Genomic DNA, 24,842 nt, shown 5'->3' on the forward strand with positions numbered 1-24,842 from the left:
ACGATCATCCCGAACCGCACATAGCCAGCCAATCGCTGATTTGTGTCATCGGGACTCTATAAGCGTTTGGCTCCTGATTTAAAAGGAGATTCCAATGCAAACAACAAAAGAAAGACTCATTGCTGCATTACAAGATGCAGAAGCAAGAACCTTAGCAACCTATCAATCTAGCTGGTCTGGTTTGACGGAAGACCAAGTAGAGGAGAACCGGGATAGCTATGGAGAAAATGTCCTCACAAAGGGGCAAGATAATTCTATCTGGAAACGGATTGTTGAATCCATCATCAATCCCTTCACGGTCATCTTACTGCTCATTGCCCTTGTTTCTCTGGTGACCAATGTTTGGTTAGCCAAACCAGGAGAGGAAGATCCAACGACCTCTCTCATCATCGTCGTTCTCGTCCTTCTCTCTGGAGGGATTCGCTTTATCCAAGAATTGCGAAGTGACAAGGCTGCTAGCAACCTTTCTCGTATGATTGTCAATACTGCAACGGTGATTCGAGAAGGCAAAGAAGAAGAAATTCCCATTGATGAGATCGTTGTGGGAGACTTGATCAAATTGAGTGCAGGCGACATGATCCCAGCGGATGTGGTCTTGTTAGATTCTCGAGACTTCTTCGTTCAACAGTCTGGTTTGACTGGAGAGAGCGATGCTGTCGAAAAAGTCTGCTTGAAAAAAGCGACTGGCCAAAATCTGGACAGTCTTTTGGAGAGTGAAAGTCTAGCTTTCATGGGGACCAACGTCATCTCAGGTCGAGCAACAGCCTTGGTCTTGGTCGTTGGGGATGAAACCATGATGGGAGCGATTGAGCAAACCATCAATACTTATGATGAACCAACCTCTTTTGAACGAGAAATGAACACCATCTCTTGGTTGTTGATCCGACTCATGATGGTCATGGTACCCATCGTCTTCTTTATCAATGGTTTGACAGATGGGGACTGGCTGGAAGCAGGGGTCTTTGCCCTTAGTGTAGGGGTGGGCTTGACTCCAGAAATGCTCCCAATGATTATCACCGCTAGCTTGGCCAAGGGTTCCATTATCATGGCCAAAGAAAAGGTGGTCATCAAAAAGCTCAATGCTATTCAAGATCTAGGCGCTATTGATATCCTCTGTACCGACAAGACAGGAACCTTGACCCAAGATGAGATTGTACTCGAATACCCACTCGACATTCGTGGAGACTTGGATTTGTCCGTCCTTCGTCGGGCCTACCTCAACTCTTACTTCCAAACCGGCCTCAAAAACTTGATGGACCGCGCTATTATCAGTCGGACAGAAAGAGAAGCTAAGAAACATGAGATTGTCAGAGGCTTGGACCAAAGCTTCCAAAAAATTGATGAATTGCCTTTTGACTTTGAACGCCGGCGGATGAGTGTCATTGTCAAAGATGAGGGGGGAATCGTGAGCATGGTCACCAAGGGAGCCTTGGAAGAAATGCTAGCAGTCTCTAACTATGTAGAATACAAGGATGAGATTATCCCCCTAACAGATCAAGTGCGGGAAGACGTCTTGGCAGAGGTGGCTCAGCTGAATGAACAAGGTTTGCGCGTGCTAGGGGTTAGTTACAAATCAAATCTTGAGGAAGGCTATGCCTTTGAAGTGGCAGATGAAGCAGACATGATCTTGACAGGCTACCTAGCCTTCTTAGATCCACCAAAACCATCTGCAGCACCAGCCATCAATACCCTTGCGGAATATGGAGTTGCTACTAAAATCCTTACGGGTGATAATGAGAAAGTGACCCAAGCGGTTTGTGAAAAGGTGGGACTGGATGTTGACCGCATTTTGCTGGGTAGCGATATCGACAGTCTCTCTGATTCAGACTTGGCTCAAGCGGTAGAAACCACCACCGTTTTTGCAAAATTATCTCCAGATCAAAAAGCACGCATTATCTTGCAACTCAAAGCAAATGGCCACAAGGTCGGCTATATGGGAGATGGGATCAACGATGCTCCTTCTATGAAAGTGGCAGATGTGGGGATTTCGGTTGATACAGCTGTCGATATTGCCAAAGAAACAGCAGATGTTATCCTACTGGATAAGGACTTGATGGTCCTCGAAAAAGGCTTGGTAGAGGGCCGCAAGGTTTATGCCAATATGACCAAGTACATCAAGATGACCGTTTCTTCTAATTTCGGGAATATCTTCTCCCTTCTCTTTGCTAGTATTTTCCTTCCTTTCCTTCCAATGGCCCCTATCCATCTCATCGTTTTGAACTTGGTTTATGACCTTTCCTGTATCGCCTTGCCTTTTGACCGAGTGGATAAGGACTTCTTGAAGAAACCTCGGATTTGGGAAGCAAAATCCATTACCCGCTTTATGGCCTGGTTTGGTCCTATTTCCTCTGTCTTTGACATCTTGACCTTTATCGCTCTCTACTTTATCATCGTACCTATGATTACAGGCTATGGCTATGTCCATGGAGCAGACAGTGCGGGACTCTTCATCATGCTCTTTCAAACCGGCTGGTTTATCGAGTCCATGTGGTCCCAAACTATGGTCATCTATATGCTCCGCTCTCCAAAATTGCCTTTTGTTCAAAGTCGGCCAGCCCTTGCAGTCATGGCAACGACCCTATTGGGCGCCCTCTTTGTGACCTTCCTACCATATGGCCCACTGGCTTCCTTGTTGAAAGTAGCGCCACTAAATAGTCTTTACTTCCTATTACTAGCGGGAATCCTTTTCCTTTATATGGCAAGTGTCACCCTGGTCAAACACTATTATATTGGCAAGTACAAAGAGTGGCTATAAGATAGTCATTAAAATAAGAAAAGAAAAGGTTTGCATATTTGTAGGCCTTTTTCTTCCTTTTTGATATAATAAGATGAATATAGAGAAAGAAGGAACCACAATGGGAAAACTTGAAGTTATTAAACATCCACTGATTCAGCATAAATTGTCTATTTTGCGTCGGACTGATACCTCTACAAAGGCTTTTCGTGAATTAGTAGATGAAATTGCTATGTTGATGGGATACGAAGTTTTGCGCGAACTTCCTCTTGAAGATGTAGAAATCGAAACACCCATCACAAAGACAGTTCAAAAACAGATTGCTGGTAAAAAACTAGCGATTGTTCCAATCCTTCGTGCAGGGATCGGGATGGTAGACGGACTCTTGAGTTTGGTACCCGCTGCTAAAGTTGGTCACATCGGAATGTACCGTGATGAAGAAACCTTGAAACCAGTTGAATACTTGGTGAAATTGCCAGAAGATATCGACCAACGTCAAATCTTTATCGTAGACCCAATGTTGGCGACTGGGGGATCTGCAATCTTAGCGGTAGATTCATTAAAGAAACGTGGTGCAAGCCATATTAAATTTGTCTGCTTAGTTGCAGCACCAGAAGGAGTGGAAGCACTTCAAACAGCTCATCCGGATGTCGAAATCTTTGCTGCAGCCTTGGATGAACGCCTCAACGAAAACGGCTATATCGTTCCAGGTTTGGGTGATGCTGGGGACCGTTTGTTTGGTACCAAATAAGCACATTTCCAATCCATCTTTAGGAAAGTAAAAATTTGACCTTTGTTGACCAATGGGATATAATAGCTTTTATAAAGAATGGAAGGAGAGCTAGCCTCTCGAATCAACCGGATGAAACTCGTGAGATGGTGCCGGTTATAATGGATAAAAGGAGATGAATGAATGATTCCAGTAGTAATTGAACAAACTAGTCGTGGCGAACGCTCATACGACATTTACTCACGCCTCTTAAAAGACCGTATTATCATGGTGACAGGACCGGTAGAAGACCAAATGGCCAATTCGATTATTGCCCAATTGCTCTTCTTGGATGCCCAAGATAATACCAAAGATATCTATATGTATATCAATACGCCAGGAGGCTCTGTCTCTGCAGGTTTGGCAATCGTCGATACCATGAACTTTATCAAATCAGACGTCCAAACCATCGTCATGGGGATGGCAGCTTCAATGGGGACTGTGATTGCATCAAGTGGTGCCAAAGGCAAACGCTTCATGTTGCCAAATGCTGAGTACATGATCCACCAACCAATGGGTGGTACTGGTGGCGGTACTCAACAAACGGATATGGCCATTGCAGCAGAACACCTCTTGAAAACACGTCACAGATTGGAAAAAATCTTGGCAGAAAATTCAGGTCAAACCATCAAGAAAATCCACGCTGATGCAGAACGGGATAATTGGATGACTGCAGAAGAAACCTTAGCTTATGGTTTCATCGATGAAATCATGGCTAACAACAATCTCGGATAAGAAATCTTAACCATCCAGCCCTCTCCTTTGACAGGAGAGGTTTTTTAGGACATTCTTTACTTTCTAGAAAAAGATAGTATTTTTACCTGAAATTTGCTATACTTGTAACAGAAGCAGAAAGGGATTGTGTATGTTTGAGAAGCAAGCTAGAACAGGCTTAATTGTAAAATTGTATTATAATCGAGATGCAAAGAAATTACAGGAAATTGGGGATGTGATCTATCATTCCAAAAAAATGCGCTATGTCCAGGTCTATGTCGATAGTCCTCAAGTTCTTGAAATTATGCAACAATTAAAAAAAGAACGCTTTGTAAAGAAGGTTCAAATTTGCCATATTCAAGAATTGGATCGTGATTTTGTAGGAAGTTTGCATCGTCAACAGGATGAAACACAAGTAGAAAACGCAATCATTTAAAGGATTGCGTTTTTTATATTGACAATTGTCAGATAATTCGGTATATTCTTAATATGTATTTATTTTAAGATTATTTAAGGAGATTATTACAAATGAAGAAAAAATTTGCTCTTTCATTTTTAACAATTGCAAGTGTCGCTCTTCTTGCGGCCTGTGGTGAAGTTTCAACTTCAGGTTCAAACACAACTGGTAACGAAATCGGCAAAGAACTAAAAATCGGTTTTAACTTTGAAAAAACTGGTGAAGTAGCAGCATATGGTAGTGCTGAACAAAAAGGTGCTCAATTAGCCGTTGATGAAATCAATGCTAATGGTGGAGCTGATGGTAAGAAGATTGTTGTCACAGACAAAGATAACAAATCTGAAACAGCTGAAGCAGCTACAATCACTACAAACCTTGTCACTCAATCAAAAGTGAACGCTCTTGTAGGGCCTGCTACTTCAGGTGCCACTGCCGCAGCTGTTGCGAATGCTGGTAAAGCAGGTGTTCCATTGGTAACACCATCAGCAACACAAGATAATTTGACAAAAGGTCAAGATTACCTTTTCCGTGCAACCTTCATCGATAGCTTCCAAGGACAAATCATTGCTAAATATACAACGGATAACTTGAAAGCGAAGAAAGTTGTTCTTTACTACGATAATTCATCTGACTATGCTAAAGGGATTGCTGAAGCCTTTAAGAAATCTTATAAAGGTGAAATCGTAGCAACAGAAACTTTCCAATCTAAGGATACAGACTTCCAAGCTGCTCTTACAAAAATCAAAGACAAAGACTTCGATGCGATTGTCCTTCCAGGGTACTACACTGAAACTGGTAAAATCGTAAACCAAGCACGTGGTATGGGAATCAAACAACCAATCATTGGTGGTGATGGATTTAGCGATGCTAAATTCGTTGAACAAGCAACACCTGCTGCAGCTACAGACATCTACTACGTAGCTGGATTCTCTACTGAAGGTGAAATGACTGATAAAGCCAAAAAATTCGTAGAAGCTTATAAAGCAAAATACAACGAAGAACCTTCAATGTTTGCAGCTTTGGCGTATGATTCAGTTTACATGGTTGCAGAAGCATCTAAAGGTGCTAAGAACTCTGTCGAATTGAAAGACAACCTTGCGAAGTTGAAAGACTTGGAAGGTGTTACTGGTACAATGTCTATTGACAAAGACCATAATCCGGTTAAATCTGCACTTATGATTGGCTTAAAAGATGGTAAAGTTGAGTCAGTTGAGTCGGTTAAACCTTAATTATCATTTGTTGTTTGTACAAGAGGCTGGGAGAATGAAAATTCCTGGCCTCGCTCTTTATTATTAGAAAGGATGGTTCAAATGCTCCAGCAATTAGTGAACGGTCTAATCTTGGGAAGTGTCTATGCACTCTTGGCCCTTGGTTATACTATGGTGTATGGAATTATCAAATTGATCAACTTTGCCCATGGGGATATCTACATGGTAGGTGCCTTTATGGGGTATTTCTTATTGAACTCATTGAAAGTTAACTTCTTTGTAGCCTTGCTTCTAGCTATGGTCGGGACAGCTATTTTAGGGGTTGTGATTGAATATCTGGCTTATCGTCCGCTTCGTCATTCGACTCGGATTGCAGCCTTGATCACAGCCATCGGGGTTTCCTTCTTGCTTGAATATGGGATGGTCTTCTTTGTAGGGGCCAATACCCGTTCCTTCCCGCAAGTCATTGAAACTGTTCGTTACAACTTTGGTCCTATTTCGATCTCTAACATTCAGTTGATGATCTTGGGAGTGTCTATTTTCTTGATGGTCGCTCTTCAATTTATTATCCAAAAGACAAAGATGGGGAAAGCCATGCGTGCCGTTTCTGTCGACAGCGATGCCGCTCAATTGATGGGGATTAACGTAAACCGGACCATCAGCTTTACCTTTGCCTTGGGATCAGCTTTGGCAGGTGCTGGTGGGGTTTTGATCGGTTTGTATTACAACTCGATCGAGCCTTTGATGGGGATGACACCAGGAATCAAAGCCTTTGTCGCAGCCGTTCTTGGAGGAATCGGAATCATTCCAGGTGCTGCCCTAGGTGGATTTGTCATCGGTTTGTTGGAAACCTTCGCTACAGCGATCGGTCTTTCAGACTTCCGTGATGCCATTGTGTATGCTATCTTGATTGTGATCTTGCTCATCCGTCCAGCAGGTATCCTCGGTAAAAATGTGAAAGAGAAGGTGTAAGCCATGAAACAAAATTTAAAAGTGAATTTAGTCTGGCTTGGTCTTTTGGTCGCAGGTTTTGCCTTGATCCAAGTCTTAGTAGCAGCGGGTGTGCTCAACCTCTTTTATATCCAAATTTTGGAACAAATTGGGATTAATATCATCCTTGCTGTTGGTTTGAACCTCATCGTTGGTTTTTCAGGTCAATTCTCACTCGGACATGCTGGATTTATGGCGATTGGTGCCTATTCTGCAGCCATTCTCGGTTCCAAATCACCAACCTACGGGGCTTTCTTTGGTGCGATGGTTTTAGGTGCTTTGATCGCAGGTCTCGTTGCCTTGATCGTTGGGGTTCCAACCCTTCGTTTGAAAGGGGACTACCTCGCGATTGCGACACTGGGGGTTTCTGAAATCATCCGGATTTTGATCGTCAATGGGGGTACTCTGACAAATGGTGCCGCTGGGATCCTTGGTTTGCCAGCCTTTACAACCTGGCAATTGGTTTACCTTTTTGTCGTGATTACAACCATCTTTACCATCAACTTCTTACGCAGTCCAATTGGGCGTTCCACCCTTTCTGTTCGTGAAGATGAAATTGCAGCAGAATCTGTTGGGATCAATACGACCAAAGTTAAAGTTATTGCCTTTGTTTTCGGTGCGATTACAGCAGCGATTGCAGGATCTCTCCAAGCCGGTTTCATTGGATCTGTCGTTCCGAAAGATTATTCCTTTACTAATACCATTAATGTCTTGATCATTGTCGTTTTCGGTGGTTTGGGATCGATGTCAGGAACAGTTGTGGCGGCCATCGTCTTGGGGATCTTGAACATGGTGCTTCAAGACTTCTCAAGCGTTCGTATGATCATTTACTCCTTGGCTTTGATTCTCGTGATGATCTTCCGTCCAGGTGGTCTTCTTGGAACATGGGAATTCAGCTTGAAAAAACTACTCTCAAAAAAGGAGGCTAACTAATGGCACTTCTTGAAGTAAAAAATTTAACAAAAAACTTTGGTGGTTTGACAGCCGTTGGGGATGTAACCATGGAACTCAATGAAGGGGAATTGGTTGGGTTGATCGGGCCCAACGGTGCCGGTAAAACAACCCTCTTCAACCTCCTAACAGGAGTATATGAACCAAGTGAAGGGACCATTACCTTAGATGGTCACCTATTAAATGGTAAAGCACCTTATAAAATCGCTGCAGGTGGTCTGGGACGGACTTTCCAAAATATTCGTCTCTTTAAAGATTTGAGCGTTTTGGACAATGTCTTGATTGCCTTTGCCAACCACCACAAACCACATGTCTTTGCGAGTCTTTTCCGCTTGCCAAGCTATTACAAGAATGAAGAAGCTTTGAAAGCAAAAGCCCTTGAATTGTTAGCCATTTTCGGTTTGGAAAAAGAAGCAGATACTTTGGCTAAAAACTTGGCTTACGGACAACAACGTCACTTGGAGATCGTTCGTGCCCTTGCTACAGAGCCAAAAATCCTCTTCTTGGATGAACCTGCTGCAGGGATGAACCCTCAAGAAACAGCAGAATTGACCCAATTGATCCGTCGCATTCAAAAAGAATTTAATATTACGATCATGCTGATTGAGCACGATATGAGCTTGGTCATGGAAGTAACAGAACGGATTTATGTATTAGAATATGGCCGCTTGATTGCCCATGGAACGCCAGATGAAATCAAGAACAACAAACGTGTAATCGAAGCATATCTAGGAGGTGAAGCCTAATGTCTATGTTAAAAGTTGAAAATCTTTCTGTACACTATGGCATGATCCAGGCTGTCCGTGATGTCAGTTTCGAGGTAAATGAAGGAGAAGTTGTTTCTCTTATCGGTGCTAACGGTGCTGGGAAAACATCTATTCTTCGTACCATTTCAGGTTTGGTGCGTCCAAGTGCTGGGAAAATTGAGTTTTTGGGTCAGGAGATTCAAAAGGTTCCAGCTCAAAAGATTGTAGCAGCAGGACTCTCTCAAGTTCCAGAAGGTCGCCACGTCTTTCCAGGCTTGACCGTTATGGAAAACTTGGAAATGGGAGCTTTCTTGAAGAAAGACCGAGAAGAAAACCAAGCTAACTTGAAGAAGGTCTTCTCCCGTTTCCCACGTTTGGAAGAACGGAAGAACCAAGATGCAGCCACCCTATCTGGTGGGGAGCAACAAATGCTTGCAATGGGTCGTGCCCTCATGTCGACGCCAAAACTTTTGCTCCTGGATGAACCTTCTATGGGATTGGCCCCAATCTTTATCCAAGAAATCTTTGATATCATCCAAGATATCCAAAAACAAGGAACAACTGTTCTCTTGATTGAACAAAATGCCAACAAGGCCCTTGCCATCGCAGACCGCGGTTATGTTCTCGAAACAGGGAAAGTCGTTCTTACCGGAACAGGAAAAGAACTCTTAGCCTCAGAAGAAGTCCGCAAGGCCTACCTTGGTGGATAAGATTTTTAAAGTTTGTTTGAAAGGAAAGGTCCTAAAGGCCTTTCTTTTTTCATCTCTCTTGTTTGATTTTTCTAAATTTTGAAAACAAGAGAAAACTGCTGAAAGCGTTTGAAATCATTCTAAAAATCAAGTATAATAAAACTAAGAAAAGCATAGGAGAATGATTATGGCTGTTAAAGATTTTATGACCCGTAAAGTAGTGTATATTAGTCCAGATACAACAATTGCTCATGCGGCAGATTTGATGCGGGAACAAGGCTTGCACCGCTTGCCAGTCATTGAAAATGACAAATTGGTCGGCTTGGTGACAGAGGGCACGATTGCAGAAGCAAGTCCATCTAAAGCAACAAGCTTGTCTATTTTTGAGATGAACTATCTGTTGAACAAGACCAAGGTCAAAGATGTCATGCTTCGTGATGTCATTACTGTCTCTAAATTTGCCAGCCTCGAAGATGCGACCTATCTCATGTATAAGAACAAGGTGGGAATTCTTCCGGTTGTAGACAATGACCAAGTATCCGGTGTCATCACAGACCGTGATATTTTCCGTGCCTTCCTCGAAGTATCCGGTTATGGAGAAGAAGGAGTTCGTGTTCGCTTTGTGACAGAAGATAAGGTTGGTGTTCTAGAACAAATCATTCATTTGATTGTAGAAGAAGGATACAATATCGCCAATACAGTCAATATCCCAACCAAAGATGATCATGTCGTTATCGAAGTTCAGATTGATGGCATTACCGATACGGAAGTTATCAAGAAGAAATTTGAAGAAAATGGTATTCGTGTGGATGAAATTAGTCGCACATCTGCAAAAGCCTTTTAAATAAAGAAAGAGCCTGAGATATTCTCAGGCTCTTTGTTTTAGCGAGCAATGGGTTGCTTGTTGGTATCCAAGGTAAATCCTTCTCCTAGGATTTCGTGGGCTTCTGTAATGGTAATGAAGGCAAATGGATCGATCTTATTGATGATATCTTTCATTTGTTTCATTTCATTCCGTGAGACCACGCAGTAGACAATCTTCATTTCTTGTTGGCTATAATAGCCCATGCCGTTTACGAAGGTGACTCCTCGGCCCAAATCAGTCGTGATTTGTTTGGCAATTTCATCCGGTTTAGATGTAACCACGAGGAATCCTTTTCCTGCAAAACCTCCTTCACCGACGATATCAATGACGACGGTGTCAATCAGGATAAAGAGGAGGGTGTAGGCTGCAATTCGGAAGTCCTTAAAGACGATCAAAACAGTTGTCAAGACGATGGCATCCACAATCAACATGAGGCGTCCCATGGAAAGCGTCGTGTACTTGTTAAAGATACGTGCGACAATATCGGTTCCACCTGTTGTTCCTCCAGCGTTGAAGATAATCCCCAGTCCAGTTCCAAGGATAACCCCTGATCCGATACAGGCCAGAAGGATATCTCCATCAAGAGCCGTAAAGACTGCAGTTTGAAGATGATGACTTCCAGGGATCAGCTCGAAGATGGCCATCCAAATAGAGACCGAAAAAGTTCCAATCAAACTGAGATAGAGGGATCGGAGCCCCAGTAATTTCCAGGCTAGGAAAAAGAGGGGAATATTGATGGCCAAGTTCATGACCGAAACGGGAATTTTAAAGAGGTAGTAGGTAATCAGGGTAATCCCTGTAGCTCCTCCCTCATAAAAGTGAAATGGAATGACTAAAAAGAAGATTCCAAAAGAAAAAATGCCAGCCCCCAAAATAATGGCCAGAATATTTTTTGCCTTAAACATGCTCGTTCTCCTATTCATTTTTCACCATACATTTTACCAAAAAAAATGAAAAATAGGAAATAATTTTCATCAATTTTCACGAATTCGGACAGGATTTTTACCCCTATTTTTGGTAAAATAAAAAGAAGTGATGCATGCTAGAGAAATGAGTATAGAAAGTTAAGATAAGAGAATGAAACAGGGAACATTAATTTCAATTGAAGGCCCAGAAGGTGCAGGGAAATCCTCCGTTTTAGAAGCCTTGCTACCACGCTTGGAAAAGGCAGGGATTGCCTATATTACCACGCGGGAGCCAGGGGGTGTCGAAATAGCAGAAAAAATACGCGAGGTCATTCTAGATCCATCCCATACGGAAATGGATCCCAAGACAGAATTGCTTCTTTATATCGCCAGTCGTCGCCAACACTTGGCAGAACGTGTCCTTCCAGCTTTGAAAGCAGGGAAGCTAGTTATCATGGATCGTTTTATCGACAGTTCGGTAGCATACCAAGGCTTTGGGCGTGGATTAGCAGTAGCAGATATTGAATGGTTGAACCAATTTGCGACTGATGGTCTGAAACCCAATCGGACCTTCTACTTTGACATTGATGTAGAAGAAGGGTTGGCGCGAATTGCTAAGAGTGCTAGCCGTGAAGTCAATCGCTTGGATCTAGAAGGACTCAGTCTCCATCAGAAAGTCCGTCAAGGCTATCTGGCCATCCTCGAAAAAGAACCACAACGTGTGGTGAAAATTGATGCCAGTCAACCTTTTGACCAGGTGGTCGAGGATACTTGGCTATTATTGAAAGAAGTCTTGGAGATTAGTGAATGAAGTTAGAACAAGTGCAAAAACTTCAACCTCAGTTAGTCGATCGCTTCCAAGCTATTTTAGAACAGGACCGCTTGAGCCACGCCTATCTCTTTACAGGAGATTTTGGCAGTTTTGAGATGGCCCAGCTCTTGTCCCAAAGTCTCTTTTGTACGGACAAGAAGGGTGTTTGGCCCTGTGGGACTTGTCGGGCTTGTCGCTTGATTGAAGAGGATGAATTCTCAGATGTAACGGTTGTCCGACCGGTCAATCAAATCATCAAAACGGATCGGATCCGGGATTTGATCCAGCATTTTTCTCAGTCAGGCTACGAAGGATCCAAGCAAGTCTTTATCATCTGCGATGCAGACCGGATGCATGTCAATGCGGCCAATTCCCTCCTCAAGGTGATTGAAGAACCTCAGAGTGAAGTTCATATTTTTCTGCTGACAGCAGATGAGCAACTGGTTCTCCCGACCATAAAAAGTCGGGCGCAGCAGGTCCATTTTCCAAAAAACCAAGATTTCCTAAAAGAGTATCTCCTTCAGGAAGGTCTCTTGCTTCAACAAGCAGATCTGTTAGCCAACTTTAGTCAAGGTTTCCAAGAGGCTCAAATTCTCGCTCAGAATACCTCCTTTTTCGATCTGGCGAGGGAGTGTGAGCGTTTCGTTGCAGCTTGTCTAAAAGCAGATCCGCATATCTACTTACTGGTCTCTCGCTTGGTTCAAGAGACGGATGATAAAGAAAAGCAGGCCCAAGCTTTTCGCTTGTTGGAATTGCTCTTTGCACGCTCCATCAGTCAGTCCTTAGGAAGAGACTATCTAGAAAAATTGGTCTTGGCCAAACTGATGTGGGAACGGAATGTGAGTTTTCAAAATGCTCTCGAGTATATGGTCCTACAGTTGAAAAATAGAAGGTAAAGAGATGAATAAAAAAGAATTATTTGATGCTTTGGATGGCTTCTCCCAGGAATTGCTGGTTACATTAGCAGAGGTTGAAGCTATTAAGAAAAATCTCAAACTCATTGTCGAGGAAAATACAGCTCTGCGTCTTGAAAATGATAAATTGAGAGAGCGCTTAGGAGAAGTGGAGAAAACCAGCTCCCCTAAATTCCATCGCAATGGTCGTGAAAATTTACAAAGAATTTACAATGATGGATTTCATGTTTGTACAGACTCCTATGGTCAACGTCGTGAAAATGATGAAGAGTGTATTTTCTGTGATGAATTGTTATTTAGGGAGTAAACATGCAGATTCAACGAAGTTTTAAAGGGGATAGAGCGACAGGGACTCTCTTTTTAGTGCCAACCCCAATTGGCAATCGGGATGACATGAGCTACCGCATGATCCAAACTCTAAAAGAGGTGGATCTGATAGCGGCGGAAGATACACGCAATACAGGACTCTTGCTCAAGCATTTTGAGATTGCGACACCACAAACCAGCTTTCACGAGCACAATGCTATGGAGAAAATCCCTGATTTGATTGCTCATTTAGAGTCTGGAAAGGACCTGGCCCAGGTTTCGGATGCAGGACTGCCTAGTATTTCGGATCCAGGTCACGACCTGGTCAAGGCAGCGATTGAGCGAGAAATCCCTGTTGTGGCAGTTCCTGGTCCGAGTGCCGGCATTACTGCCCTAATTGCCAGTGGTCTGGCACCCCAGCCCCATATTTTTTATGGTTTTCTTCCACGCAAGGAAGGGCAGCAAAAGGCCTTTTTCCAAGAGAAATTGGCCTATCCTGAGACCCAGATCTTTTATGAGTCTCCGCACCGAGTTCGTGCGACGCTTCAAAATATGCTGGCAGTTTATGGGAATCGTCCAGTTGTCCTGGTCCGAGAACTGACCAAGATCTATGAAGAGTACACGAGAGGGACCATCACAGAGTTAGTGGCTTACCTAGAGGAAAATACCCTCAAAGGGGAGTGCCTTCTGATTGTAGAGGGAGCCAGTGAGCAGGAGCCAGATCTAGAAGAAGTGGATCTGATCCAAGAGATTGATCTACTGGTCCAGTCTGGTATGAAAAAGAACCAAGCGATTAAACAGGTTGCCAAACAATTCGGGCTACAAAAGAGTGAACTTTATGCCCGTTACCACCAAGAGGAAGAAAAAGGAGAGTCTGATGGAAATTAGAATGGCCTATCCCAATGAAATCAATCGGATTATGGAAATCATCCAAGATGGCAAGGATAGCTTAGCTGCAGCTGGCGTGGACCAATGGCAGGATGGTTATCCGGATCAAGAAATCATTTTTGAGGATATCCTAGAAAGCCGTGGTTATGTAGCTGTAGAGAATCAAGAAGTCGTAGCTTATGCCGCTCTCTACAAGGGAAATGAAGCAGCTTATAATGACATTTATGATGGAAAATGGGAACATGATAACTATCTCTATATCAGTTTTCACCGGATCGCTGTTGCCAAAGAAGCTGCTGGACGAGGCGTAGCCCAAACCTTCCTTCAAGGCTTGATCGAAGGAGAGAAAGGCCCGGATTTTCGCTGTGATACCCATCCTGACAACAAGGTCATGCAACACCTTTTAGAGAAGTTAGGTTTCCATTACTGTGGGAAGGTACCAATTGATGGGGTGCGTCTCGCTTATCAGAAGATCAAACGAAAGGCAGAAACCAGCCTCTTCCAAGTGATTAGCGAAGATGATCGTTGGGACTACCGTGCAGAACAGTCTCAAAATGACTAGGTTTTATCGCCAACTCTATCAGAGTCCCTTGGGGCCTCTATCTGTTGTGGTGGATGAGGAAAGCCTAGTTGGGATCTGGTTTTGTGACCAAGCCAATTGTGAGCAGGGGCTTGAGCATATCGAAGAAGCTTGTCAGCCACTTCATGAAGCTGTCTTTGAATGGCTGGATCGATACTTTATAGGGGAAAATCCTTCCATGCCCTTTCCCCTATCTCCTCAAGGGACAGACTTTCAACAAAGAGTTTGGGCCTGTCTAGCTCAGATTCCCTATGGGGAAAGTCGGACTTATGGAGAGATTGCCCGGGCCTTGTCTTGCAAATCTGCCCAAGCCATCGGTCAAGCAGTAGGTCGGAATCCCTTGCTCCTCCTTATCCCATGTCACCGGGTGCTGGGTACGGAGAAAAAGTTGACAGGCTATGCTGCTGGACTAGATCGCAAGCGTTGGCTGTTGCAACATGAGGCCATATCTTGGAAAGAATAAGGAGAAAAGATGTTATCATTTATTGAATACCCAAAATGTTCGACCTGCCGCAAGGCGAAATCGGAGTTAACGAGCTTAGGCTGTGAGTTTGATAGTCAAGATATCGTGGTAGACACCCCGACCAGTGAGCAACTACAAACTTGGATCAAGGAGTCTTCCCTACCAATCAAATCCTTCTTTAATACCAGTGGGATGAAGTATCGGGAGTTAGGCTTGAAAGACAAGGTGGATCAGCTTTCGATAGAAGAAGCGGCAGACCTTTTAGCTAGCGATGGCATGCTGATCAAACGCCCTCTCTTAGTGAAGGACGGAAAAGTTGTTCAAGTGGGCTACCGGAAACCATATGCGGACTTAGGTTTGTAAGAAAAAAGGGAGTTGGACTCCCTTTTAATTCTGTCTTGAAGATGATATAATCATACGAGTGAAATCAATGAAAGAGAGTCAATCATGAGTATTTTAGAGGTGAAAAATTTAAGCCACGGCTTTGGAGACCGGGCTATTTTTGAGGATGTGTCCTTCCGCTTGTTAAAGGGAGAGCATATCGGATTGGTAGGGGCCAATGGTGAAGGAAAATCCACCTTCATGAGCATCGTGACGGGCAAGATGCAACCCGACGAAGGGAAGGTCGAGTGGTCTAAGTATGTGACCGCTGGCTATCTTGACCAGCATGCTGTCCTAAAAGAAGGGCAAACGGTGCGCGATGTCTTGCGGACAGCTTTCGACGAGCTCTTTAAAGCAGAGGCTCGCATCAATGACCTCTATATGGAAATGGCTGAAGATGGAGCGGATATGGATGCTCTCATGGAAGAAGTCGGAGAGCTCCAGGATCGGTTAGAGAGCCGGGATTTCTATACCTTGGATGCCAAGATAGATGAAGTGGCGCGTGCTCTTGGGGTCATGGACTTTGGTATGGAGACGGATGTGACGGCCCTGTCAGGTGGGCAGCGGACCAAGGTCCTTTTGGCTAAATTGCTCCTTGAAAAACCAGATATCCTTCTCTTGGACGAGCCAACCAACTACTTGGATGCAGAGCACATCGATTGGCTCAAACGCTATTTGCAGAACTATGAAAATGCCTTTGTCCTTATTTCCCACGATATTCCTTTCTTGAACGATGTGATCAACATCGTCTACCATGTGGAAAATCAACAGTTGACCCGCTATTCTGGGGACTATTACCAATTCCTCGAAGTCTATGAAATGAAGAAATCGCAATTGGAAGCGGCTTATGAGCGCCAACAAAAAGAGATTGCTGACCTCAAAGATTTCGTGGCCCGTAATAAGGCGCGTGTGGCTACACGGAATATGGCTATGTCTCGTCAGAAGAAGCTTGACAAGATGGAACTCATTGAGTTGCAAAGTGAGAAACCAAAACCATCCTTTGAATTTAAAAATGCCCGAACTCCTGGACGCTTCATTTTCCAAGCCAAGGACCTTCAAATCGGGTATGATCGTCCTTTAACCAAGCCTTTGAACCTAACCTTTGAACGAAATCAAAAGGTAGCCATTATCGGAGCTAACGGGATCGGGAAGACCACTCTCTTGAAGAGCTTGCTAGGAATCATCCCACCTATTGCTGGAGAAGTAGAACGTGGAGATTACCTAGAACTAGGCTATTTTGAGCAAGAGGTCGAAGGAGGCAATCGTCAGACCCCGCTTGAAGCAGTCTGGAATGCCTTTCCAGCTCTCAATCAAGCAGAGGTTCGTGCTGCCCTTGCTCGCTGTGGCTTGACGACCAAGCATATCGAGAGCCAAATTCAGGTGCTATCCGGTGGGGAGCAAGCCAAGGTACGCTTCTGTCTCTTGATGAACCGTGAAAACAATGTCTTGGTACTAGACGAGCCGACCAACCACTTGGATGTGGATGCCAAAGAAGAGTTGAAGCGAGCCCTGAAAGAGTACAAGGGATCGATCCTCATGGTTTGCCACGAGCCAGATTTCTATGAAGGCTGGATGGACAAAATCTGGGACTTTAATGAATTGACGTAAACACAAAAAGAGAACCGTGCGGTTCTCTTTTGCTTACTTCTTGAAATCGTAGTCTTTTACGATTTCCATTTTTTCAATTTTGACATCTTCTTTTGGTTTGTCTTTGTCGTCCGTTTCAACTTCGGCGATTTTGTCGACAACATCCATGCCGTCGATGACTTGTCCAAAGACAGTGTAGTTCCCACCATCAAGGGTAGGGTTTCCACCATTCTTATAGGCTTCGATGATTTTAGCAGGGAAGCGCTCAGTTGGAAGCTTGCTAGACCAGTCTTCTTTATTTTGGTTAATATAGAATTGGCTACCATTTGTATTTGGACCGGAATTGGCCATGGCTAGAGCACCACGAAGATTGTAGAGGTAAGGGGAGTATTCGTTTTCAAAGCCTGCTCCCGAATCTTTAGAGGTATCTTTTCCTTTCCAAATGGACTCACCACCTGTACCATCTCCTTTAGGATCTCCTGTTTGGATCATAAAGTTATTAATCACGCGGTGGAAGAGGAGGCCGTCATAATAACCTTCCTTAGCGTGGGTTAAGAAATTCTCAACGGCTAAAGGTGCGTATTTCGGAAAGAGCTTAACGGTAATGTCCCCTTTGTTGGTCGTGATTTTCACGACAGCTTCATCTTCAGCAACTTCGTTTGAGAGCTGAGGAAAGACTGCATTTTCATTGGTCATCGCATCTTGGATATCCTTACGAAGCTGATCTAATTTCTTTTGTTCACTAGCATCTACGCTAGAAGTAGTTGATTGCTTAGTTTCTGAAGCCGAGCTAGAGGATGTCTTTGTATCTGATTGATTAGAGGCACATCCTGTCAAAGCTAAACCGGAAAATACAAGTAGGGCAATTAATTTTTTCATATTAATCCTTTCAACACATTAGTCTATCCTCTATTGTACCTTAATTTTCCATTTGATTCAAATCTATCCTTTGGATGAGGCGATATTCAGCTTGCGGGCCTATGAAAAATAAGGTATGATGAGAGGTAAGTCGTTTTGTTGGAAAATGAACGAATTCCTAAAATAAAACAAATCATGGATAGGAGGCTACAAGATGGATTATAAAACTCTACGTAAAAACTATAGACTCTATATTAGATCTGCTGGCTTGTTGGCAATGCTTCTGATTATTTGCATTGGGTTCGTGGTCAGAGATACTCTTCTTCAGACTGCTGGCCTCTTATTGGTCCTTGCAGGCTTGTTTTTATTTCTCCACTTGCTCAAGAAAAGCTACACCAACAAGTGCAACACCTTGCTTCATGTAGACTTAGATTTAGCTTTTTGGCAGCAATACCTTCAGTTGAACAAGAATGTGAAAAAGCCCATTTTACAGATCGATATGAAGCTGACATCGGTTGCCTATTCTTTTATGATGGGAGATTTTGATATTGTCATAAAGGAAGCTAGAGAAGCACTCAGCCAGAAGGAACTACCACAGAAATATAAGAACTTTTTTGAGAGTTATCTTATTCGTTCGATCGTCCTGACAGATCCTGATTTATCCAGGGAAGAGCTGGAGGCTCGATTAAATGAATTGACCATTACAGACCCTACACTAGCTGAGAAAACTAAAAAGGTCTGTCTTGCCCTTTATGATTTAACCATTGCCCACCAAAGCAATGATTATTTTGAAGGTTTAAGCAATGACTTCAAGTACCAGCAGTTGGAAATGATCTACTACCAAGCCTTGAATGCTACTTTTAAAGGCGATAAGTCTAGAGCGGAAGAGCTCTTTCGCAAGTTGGTTTCAGAAGATGAGTCGCTCTATATCGTTCGAAAGGCGCAACAATACTTGAAGGATGAGGGGAATTATCTATAAATCCTCCAATCAAAACAGAATTTTTCCAAATGAAGGTATAAATAGGTAAAGAGAGATAGGATTAAAATGGAGAAACAGATGACAACTATTTCAGATATACTAGAAAAATTTTATGCAGATCACGAGGTGAAACCTTATATTTCGCTTGAGAGAGACTTGGAAGCTTGGTTGTTGGATCCAAAGCCTGTTTCTAAACGAAACATGGAGTTGCTCCAAGATGGCTTGCTTGCGGGGGATATCATTCTCTTGTGGCGGATCCATTTTGGAACATTTACGACGGAGACTTGGTTTCCTAAGTACTTCGAATACACTTATGGGATTCATGCGCCGGAACATTTGAAGGTTTTGGTAGATAAGGGGTATGCTGTTATCGAATCCGCTTTTGATTCGCTGGACCATATCAATGCGACCATGAAAAAAGCCATTCTTAAAAAGAAGGGAGTCGCGGGCTTGTCCAAAATGAAAGCAGCCGATTTGAACCAAGCTTTAGCGAATCACTTTACCGAAGAAGAGTTGGCACAAGAGTTCACAGTTCGGGGCTATCAGTTGACGGAAAAAGGAAAACAAGCGTTGAAAGAGCATCAAGCCATCATCGACCGCCACCCAAAGAAAAATCTATAAGTAACAGTACCTGTGAGGTACTGTTTTTTGTTGTTTATGTCGCAGATGAGAGAAAAGGATTTTACTAGAGAACTAGTCTAGAAATGTGGTATAATAAAGGTTATGGCAAACAATAATCAATCAAAAAAAACACGGTCGACAAGACGACTGTCTAAAGCAGAAATAGAAAGAAAAAAAGCAATTCGCCGAATGATCATGACGATTGTCTTAACTCTCGTCTTCATTTTCGCCTTTTTACGATTAGGGGCCTTAGGCTTAGTGACCTACAACCTTATCCGTCTCTTGGTAGGTAGTCTGGCTTACGTAGCGATGACGGCTGTTATTGTCTACCTCTTCTTTTTCAAATGGATTGAGAAGCATGAGGGAACCTTGTCTGGCTTTTTAAGTCTTTTTGCAGGCTTGTTACTTATCTATCAAGCTTACTTTGTCTCCCTCTTGAAACTTGAAGGCTCTTCTTTCGGGCCAACCTTCTCACGTATCTTAGGGGACCTCGTGCACCTTCGCGTCTCTTCTTTTGCAGGAGGTGGTTTACTGGGTGCTATCTTGTACACGCCAATTGCCTTCTTGCTCTCAAACATCGGGACTTATTTCATTGGAGGACTCTTAATTGTGTTAGGACTTCTCTTGATGAGTTCTTATTCGGTTTATGACTTGTATGAGCAGGCTGTCGCATCTTTTCACTCCTTTATGGAAAAACGAGAAATTCGTCGCCAAGAGCGCTTTGTCGAGCGTGAAGAGAAGAAGACCCTTCAAGCAGAAGCAGAGGAGGCTGCCCGCATCGAGCAACTTGCAGAAGCTAGTCCCATGAGTACAGAAGGCTATCCTGTAGATCTTGAGACAGGTGAGGTCATAGAACCTGTAATCGAAGTAGAAGCACCTGCAGAGGAGGCCTACCCTCAAATTTATCTACCAAATGAAGAGGAAAGCTATTCGGAAGAATGGTCGGACGACTCCCCAGAGGAGATGGAGGAAGTCGCAGAAGAGGAGGATATGGATGAAGAAGTCACTGTAGACTTCACGCCTAAGGAACTCCTTCAATACAAACTTCCAACCATTGATCTCTTCGCACCTGACAAGCCCAAAAATCAATCCAAAGAGAAAAACATCGTTCGTCAGAATATCCGCATTTTGGAAGAGACCTTTGCAAGCTTTAACATCAAGGCGACAGTGGAACGGGCGGAAATCGGCCCCTCTGTCACCAAATATGAAGTCAAGCCGGCTGTCGGTGTGCGGGTCAACCGCATCTCCAACCTAGCAGATGATTTGGCCTTGGCCCTAGCAGCCAAGGATGTGCGGATTGAAGCGCCGATTCCAGGGAAGTCTCTGGTCGGGATTGAGGTGCCCAACTCAGAGATTGCGACGGTCTCCTTCCGTGAATTGTGGGAGCAGTCCAAAACAGACCCAGCTAAACTCCTTGAGATTCCTCTTGGGAAGGCTGTAGATGGTTCAGCTCGGACTTTTGATTTGGCTCGAATGCCCCATCTCTTGGTAGCGGGGTCTACCGGATCTGGTAAGTCAGTAGCGGTCAATGGGATCATTTCGAGTATCTTGATGAAGGCTCGTCCGGACGAAGTCAAGTTTATGATGGTCGATCCAAAGATGGTGGAGCTTTCTGTCTACAATGATATTCCTCACCTGTTGATTCCAGTGGTGACCAACCCACGCAAGGCCAGTCGGGCCCTGCAGAAGGTCGTTGATGAGATGGAAAATCGCTACGAGCTCTTCTCGAAAGTAGGCGCTCGAAATATTGCTGGCTTTAATGCCAAGGTGGCTGAGTACAATGCTCAGTCTGAGATGAAGCAAGTGCCCCTTCCTTTGATCGTGGTCATTGTCGATGAGTTGGCAGACTTGATGATGGTCGCAAGTAAAGAAGTGGAAGATGCCATTATTCGTCTGGGACAGAAGGCGCGTGCAGCAGGGATCCACATGATCTTGGCAACCCAACGGCCATCGGTTGACGTTATCTCAGGTTTGATCAAGGCCAATGTGCCTTCTCGTGTCGCTTTTGCGGTATCATCCGGGACCGACTCACGGACCATCTTGGATGAAAATGGAGCGGAGAAACTGCTTGGTCGTGGAGACATGCTCTTTAAACCGATCGATGAAAATCATCCAATCCGTCTGCAAGGCTCCTTTATCTCAGATGACGATGTGGAGCGGATTGTCAACTTTGTCAAAGAACAAGCTGAAGCGGATTATGATGATGCCTTCGATCCAGGTGAAGTATCTGAGTCAGATTTTGATGGAGGTATGGGTAGCTCAGACGAAGGCGATCCTCTCTTTGAAGAGGCAAAGGCGCTCGTGATTGAAACTCAAAAAGCCAGTGCTTCGATGATCCAGCGTCGCTTATCAGTTGGTTTTAACCGAGCCACTCGCCTCATGGAAGACTTGGAAGCGGCAGGTGTCATTGGGCCAGCTGAAGGAACCAAGCCAAGAAAGGTCTTACAGACCAATTAATCTTTCTTTAAATGAAGAAGGAATGAGATATTTGACAATAGCAAAAACCTGCCTGTACAAGGGGCAGGTTTTGTTTACGATAAAAAAGAAAAGGACAGCAGATGCATCTCGATACCATTCACCACATTGCCATTATTGGCCACGATTATGATAAAACCAGAGAATTCTATGTAGACAAGTTAGGCTTTGAACCTTTAGACGAACACCATCGACCAGAAAAGCAGGATATTCTCTTTAATATTCGAAAGGGAAACCTGACCTTGGAAATATTTATCAAACCAGATGCCCCCAAGAGACCCTTTCTCCCTCATCCAGAACATACCGGACTCCGTCATCTGGCTTTTAAAGTGGAAGATGTTCAAGCCTGTCTAGCAGAGTTTGACCAATTAGGAATCCCTCATACAGAGCTACGGGTGGATGATTTTGATGGGCGCAAAATGGCCTTCTTCTTTGATCCCGATGGCTTGCCTCTTGAACTTCACGAATAGGTCTACACAATCTTCGGTCTCTAGTCTCAAGCCAGAAGACATTCTTTTTGCTAAACTAGATACAGAAAAAAGAAAGAAGAAAATATGGAAGAGAAGCGATATAGCGGGCTAACGAATGAGCAAGTCCAAAGCAGAATTAGAGAAGGCAAACAAAATCGAGTAACCATCACGGCTGAAAAGTCGACCAGAGAGATTATTTATTCAAATGTCTTTACCTATTTTAACCTGGTTTTTGGTATTCTAGCTATCTTATTGATACTAGTACGGTCTTGGAACAATATGTTATTTGTTCCCATTGTGGTCGTTAACTCCTTGATTGGGATTGTTCAAGAATTGCGGTCTCGGCGGATTTTGAATAAGATGCGCCTCCTTCAAGTGGAGAAAGCTCGAGTGATTCGTGAAGGAGAACGGCTGGATCTTCCTGTCGACCAGGTGGTAGAGGGGGATGTCGTCTTGTTCCAAGCAGGGGATCAGATCTATGCGGATGCCAAGGTTCTGGATGGCTCGATCATGGTCGATGAGTCTCAATTAACAGGTGAAGCAGATGAAATCCCTAAAGGTGAGAATCAGAAACTCATGTCAGGAAGTTTTGTTATCTCAGGTCAAGCAGTTGCCGTCTTGGAACAAGTAGGAGATGCGTCTTATATTAATCAGCTGAGTCTATCTGCTAAGAAAGTCAAGGGACACGAAGAATCCGAAATGGTTCATGCTGTGGATGGTCTTGTCCGAATGATTGGAATGATTCTCATCCCGATTGGCTTGCTTCTGTTCTTGCAGAGCTATCTAGGAAATCAAGACTCCCTCAAAGTTAGCATTACCTCCATGGTCGGTGCCATCATTGGGATGATTCCAGAAGGGCTCTACCTCTTAATGACCCTGGCCTTGGTGCTTGGAGCAACCCGTTTAGCCCTTCAAAAGGTCCTACTCAACAGTATGAAGGGGATTGAAACCCTATCTCGTATCGACGTCCTTTGTCTAGACAAGACGGGAACCATTACCGAACACAGGATGCAGGTGAGTGAACTGCTCCCCTTGGCACTAGATGAAAAAGAAGGCAAAGAAATATTAAGTCACTATCTCCAAGCAAGTGAAGATCGGAATGATACCATCACGGCCATTCGGCAGTATCACTCAGTCCAAATAAGTGAAGTTTGGACCGTTCAAGACCGGCTTCCTTTTTCATCCAAGAAGAAATTTGGGGGCCTTCAATTCCAACAAGGTATTTACCTATTAGGGGCACCGGATGTTTTGCTTCGAGATGATCTTGATGCTTACCAAGAAGTCTGGCAGCGAGAGATTGAACGAGGGGCTCGTGTCCTTATTTTGGGGCATTACCAGGGGGAGCAATTGACGGAAGTATTAGAAGCTCCAGTCCTTCCCCTCCTAGCTTTGGTCTTGGAGAATCCCGTACGGTCGACTGCCCCTGAAACTTTCGCCTATTTCCAAAAACAAGGGGTGACCATCAAGGTTATCTCAGGGGATCATCCTGTGACAGTTGCTGCCGTTGCTCAGAAAGCAGGTATTCCTGATGCGGATCAAGTGGTCGATGCGAGTCAGCTTAAGACATATGAGGAGGTAGTAGATGCAGCCCGGACCTACACAGTCTTTGGACGGGTTAGTCCAGAACAAAAACAAATCCTCGTAGAGAGCTTGCAGGCGGATGGTCATAAGGTTGGGATGACAGGGGATGGGGTCAATGACATTCTTGCTATGAAAAAGGCAGATTGTAGTATTGCCATGAATACGGGCCATGATGCGACCAAAAAGGTGGCCCAGGTTGTGCTTTTAGATTCGGACTTCTCTCACATGCCTTCGATTGTAGATGAAGGCCGCCGAGTGGTCAACAATATTCAGCGTTCGGCGAGTCTCTTTTTGGTCAAGAATATCTTTTCAATATTATTGGCTATTTTGGCCATTCTCTTTGCTTTCACTTATCCTATCCAGGCTTCTCAGATGTCCTTGATCAGTGGATTTACCATCGGAATCCCCGGTTTCTTACTGGCCTTGGAGAAGAATCGTGCCCGGATAGAAGGAGACTTTATTGAAACCGTGATAGAGCAAGCTCTTCCAGCCGCCTTGACCAATCTCATATCGGTACTTTTTCTTGTGGTTCTGGGTCCTTTCCTTGGATTAAGTCAGGGAGATATTTCGACCATCTCGATTTACCTGCTGGCTTTGATTGGCTTTACAAAAGTATACCAACTCAGCCTTCCCTTCAATCATGTAAAATTGAGCATCATCCTTCTTAATGTAACAGGATTTTGTCTGTCGGTCTTTGTATTTTCTTCCATTTTTAATCTCAGCCACCTTCATCTGACTGGCTGGATCTTGACCCTTGTCCTAGGACTAGTCATGGAAGGAGTCTTATGGGTGATGAATCGTCTTGTCTATACCTTGGTGACCCATCTGCATAAGTCCAGAAACAAATAAAAAAAACGGTATTAGCTAAATCATCTTGGATCTAGTTAATACCGTTATTTT

The 24,842-nt window shown here is 43.9% G+C and carries 25 protein-coding genes; 23 read left to right on the forward strand and 2 right to left on the reverse strand.

The window, feature by feature from the left end:
• Positions 1-94: 94 nt before the first annotated feature.
• From mgtA to ADF75_RS06575, 10 genes are all read left to right on the forward strand, one after another.
• A complete protein-coding gene (gene mgtA / locus ADF75_RS06530) occupies positions 95-2,755 on the forward strand; it encodes a magnesium-translocating P-type ATPase (RefSeq protein ID WP_048789560.1) in 2,661 nt (886 codons plus the stop codon).
• 100 nt (positions 2,756-2,855) lie between these two features.
• On the forward strand, positions 2,856-3,485 hold the full coding sequence (upp, locus tag ADF75_RS06535; RefSeq protein WP_048789561.1) for a uracil phosphoribosyltransferase: 630 nt from the start codon (positions 2,856-2,858) through the stop codon (positions 3,483-3,485).
• Positions 3,486-3,647: 162 nt separating this feature from the next.
• A complete protein-coding gene (locus ADF75_RS06540; protein ID WP_023024046.1) occupies positions 3,648-4,238 on the forward strand; it encodes an ATP-dependent Clp protease proteolytic subunit in 591 nt (196 codons plus the stop codon).
• Positions 4,239-4,368: 130 nt separating this feature from the next.
• Positions 4,369-4,653, forward strand: a complete 285-nt coding sequence (locus ADF75_RS06545) for a DUF2129 domain-containing protein (protein ID WP_048689712.1) — start codon at positions 4,369-4,371, stop codon at positions 4,651-4,653.
• A 92-nt stretch (positions 4,654-4,745) separates the two neighbouring features.
• A complete protein-coding gene (locus ADF75_RS06550; protein WP_006595827.1) occupies positions 4,746-5,903 on the forward strand; it encodes an ABC transporter substrate-binding protein in 1,158 nt (385 codons plus the stop codon).
• A gap of 81 nt (positions 5,904-5,984) precedes the next feature.
• The gene (locus ADF75_RS06555) at positions 5,985-6,854 is read left to right on the forward strand and encodes a branched-chain amino acid ABC transporter permease (protein WP_009731472.1); all 870 of its coding nucleotides are present in this window, start codon (positions 5,985-5,987) and stop codon (positions 6,852-6,854) included.
• A gap of 3 nt (positions 6,855-6,857) precedes the next feature.
• A complete protein-coding gene (locus tag ADF75_RS06560; protein ID WP_048689708.1) occupies positions 6,858-7,805 on the forward strand; it encodes a branched-chain amino acid ABC transporter permease in 948 nt (315 codons plus the stop codon).
• Positions 7,805-8,569 (forward strand): ABC transporter ATP-binding protein, encoded by a 765-nt coding sequence (locus ADF75_RS06565; protein ID WP_048689704.1) that lies wholly within the window; start codon positions 7,805-7,807, stop codon positions 8,567-8,569. The genes ADF75_RS06560 and ADF75_RS06565 overlap by 1 nt, the downstream gene beginning before the upstream one ends.
• Positions 8,569-9,279 (forward strand): ABC transporter ATP-binding protein, encoded by a 711-nt coding sequence (locus ADF75_RS06570; RefSeq protein WP_003005434.1) that lies wholly within the window; start codon positions 8,569-8,571, stop codon positions 9,277-9,279. Before ADF75_RS06565 ends, ADF75_RS06570 begins: the two co-directional genes overlap by 1 nt.
• Positions 9,280-9,445: 166 nt before the next feature.
• Positions 9,446-10,102, forward strand: coding sequence for a CBS and ACT domain-containing protein (locus ADF75_RS06575; protein WP_048789562.1), 657 nt, complete (start codon positions 9,446-9,448; stop codon positions 10,100-10,102).
• A 38-nt stretch (positions 10,103-10,140) separates the two neighbouring features.
• Here ADF75_RS06575 and ADF75_RS06580 read toward each other — a convergent pair whose 3' ends face one another.
• Positions 10,141-11,028: a YitT family protein gene (locus ADF75_RS06580; protein ID WP_048689693.1), complete on the reverse strand. Its 888-nt coding sequence runs from the start codon at positions 11,026-11,028 to the stop codon at positions 10,141-10,143.
• A gap of 172 nt (positions 11,029-11,200) precedes the next feature.
• On the opposite strand from ADF75_RS06580, the gene tmk reads away from it, so the two are divergent.
• From tmk to ADF75_RS06620, 8 genes are all read left to right on the forward strand, one after another.
• Positions 11,201-11,839, forward strand: coding sequence for a dTMP kinase (gene tmk, locus ADF75_RS06585; RefSeq protein ID WP_048715350.1), 639 nt, complete (start codon positions 11,201-11,203; stop codon positions 11,837-11,839).
• Complete coding sequence (locus ADF75_RS06590; protein WP_048789563.1) at positions 11,836-12,735, forward strand: DNA polymerase III subunit delta'; 900 nt, start codon at positions 11,836-11,838, stop codon at positions 12,733-12,735. The genes tmk and ADF75_RS06590 overlap by 4 nt, the downstream gene beginning before the upstream one ends.
• A gap of 4 nt (positions 12,736-12,739) precedes the next feature.
• On the forward strand, positions 12,740-13,060 hold the full coding sequence (gene yabA / locus ADF75_RS06595; RefSeq protein WP_023024026.1) for a DNA replication initiation control protein YabA: 321 nt from the start codon (positions 12,740-12,742) through the stop codon (positions 13,058-13,060).
• 2 nt (positions 13,061-13,062) lie between these two features.
• Positions 13,063-13,947, forward strand: coding sequence for a 16S rRNA (cytidine(1402)-2'-O)-methyltransferase (gene rsmI / locus ADF75_RS06600; protein ID WP_048789564.1), 885 nt, complete (start codon positions 13,063-13,065; stop codon positions 13,945-13,947).
• On the forward strand, positions 13,937-14,509 hold the full coding sequence (locus tag ADF75_RS06605) for a GNAT family N-acetyltransferase (protein WP_048689681.1): 573 nt from the start codon (positions 13,937-13,939) through the stop codon (positions 14,507-14,509). The genes rsmI and ADF75_RS06605 overlap by 11 nt, the downstream gene beginning before the upstream one ends.
• On the forward strand, positions 14,502-14,990 hold the full coding sequence (locus ADF75_RS06610) for a methylated-DNA--[protein]-cysteine S-methyltransferase (RefSeq protein ID WP_048789565.1): 489 nt from the start codon (positions 14,502-14,504) through the stop codon (positions 14,988-14,990). The genes ADF75_RS06605 and ADF75_RS06610 overlap by 8 nt, the downstream gene beginning before the upstream one ends.
• Before the next feature lie 9 nt (positions 14,991-14,999).
• Positions 15,000-15,353 (forward strand): arsenate reductase family protein, encoded by a 354-nt coding sequence (locus ADF75_RS06615; RefSeq protein ID WP_048789566.1) that lies wholly within the window; start codon positions 15,000-15,002, stop codon positions 15,351-15,353.
• An 84-nt stretch (positions 15,354-15,437) separates the two neighbouring features.
• Complete coding sequence (locus ADF75_RS06620) at positions 15,438-16,979, forward strand: ABC-F family ATP-binding cassette domain-containing protein (protein WP_048789567.1); 1,542 nt, start codon at positions 15,438-15,440, stop codon at positions 16,977-16,979.
• 33 nt (positions 16,980-17,012) lie between these two features.
• On the opposite strand, the gene ADF75_RS06625 is transcribed toward ADF75_RS06620, so the two are convergent.
• A complete protein-coding gene (locus tag ADF75_RS06625; RefSeq protein ID WP_048789568.1) occupies positions 17,013-17,837 on the reverse strand; it encodes a peptidylprolyl isomerase in 825 nt (274 codons plus the stop codon).
• Between the two features lie 193 nt (positions 17,838-18,030).
• Between ADF75_RS06625 and ADF75_RS06630 the strand changes: the two genes are divergently transcribed.
• The 5 genes from ADF75_RS06630 (at position 18,031) to ADF75_RS06650 (ending at position 24,791) form a co-directional block, all read left to right on the forward strand.
• Positions 18,031-18,795 carry a hypothetical protein gene (locus tag ADF75_RS06630; protein ID WP_048789569.1) on the forward strand — a complete coding sequence of 255 codons (765 nt, stop codon included), beginning with the start codon at positions 18,031-18,033 and terminating at the stop codon, positions 18,793-18,795.
• 78 nt (positions 18,796-18,873) lie between these two features.
• Positions 18,874-19,416, forward strand: coding sequence for a hypothetical protein (locus tag ADF75_RS06635; protein ID WP_048789606.1), 543 nt, complete (start codon positions 18,874-18,876; stop codon positions 19,414-19,416).
• 102 nt (positions 19,417-19,518) lie between these two features.
• A complete protein-coding gene (locus ADF75_RS06640; protein ID WP_048789570.1) occupies positions 19,519-21,873 on the forward strand; it encodes a DNA translocase FtsK in 2,355 nt (784 codons plus the stop codon).
• 101 nt (positions 21,874-21,974) lie between these two features.
• Positions 21,975-22,361, forward strand: coding sequence for a VOC family protein (locus ADF75_RS06645; protein ID WP_048689655.1), 387 nt, complete (start codon positions 21,975-21,977; stop codon positions 22,359-22,361).
• Positions 22,362-22,445: 84 nt separating this feature from the next.
• Positions 22,446-24,791 (forward strand): HAD-IC family P-type ATPase, encoded by a 2,346-nt coding sequence (locus ADF75_RS06650; RefSeq protein WP_048789571.1) that lies wholly within the window; start codon positions 22,446-22,448, stop codon positions 24,789-24,791.
• Positions 24,792-24,842: the final 51 nt, after the last annotated feature.

The organism is Streptococcus sp. 1171_SSPC (assembly GCF_001069335.1).
In the GTDB taxonomy this organism is placed as follows: Bacteria; Bacillota; Bacilli; order Lactobacillales; family Streptococcaceae; genus Streptococcus; species Streptococcus xiaochunlingii.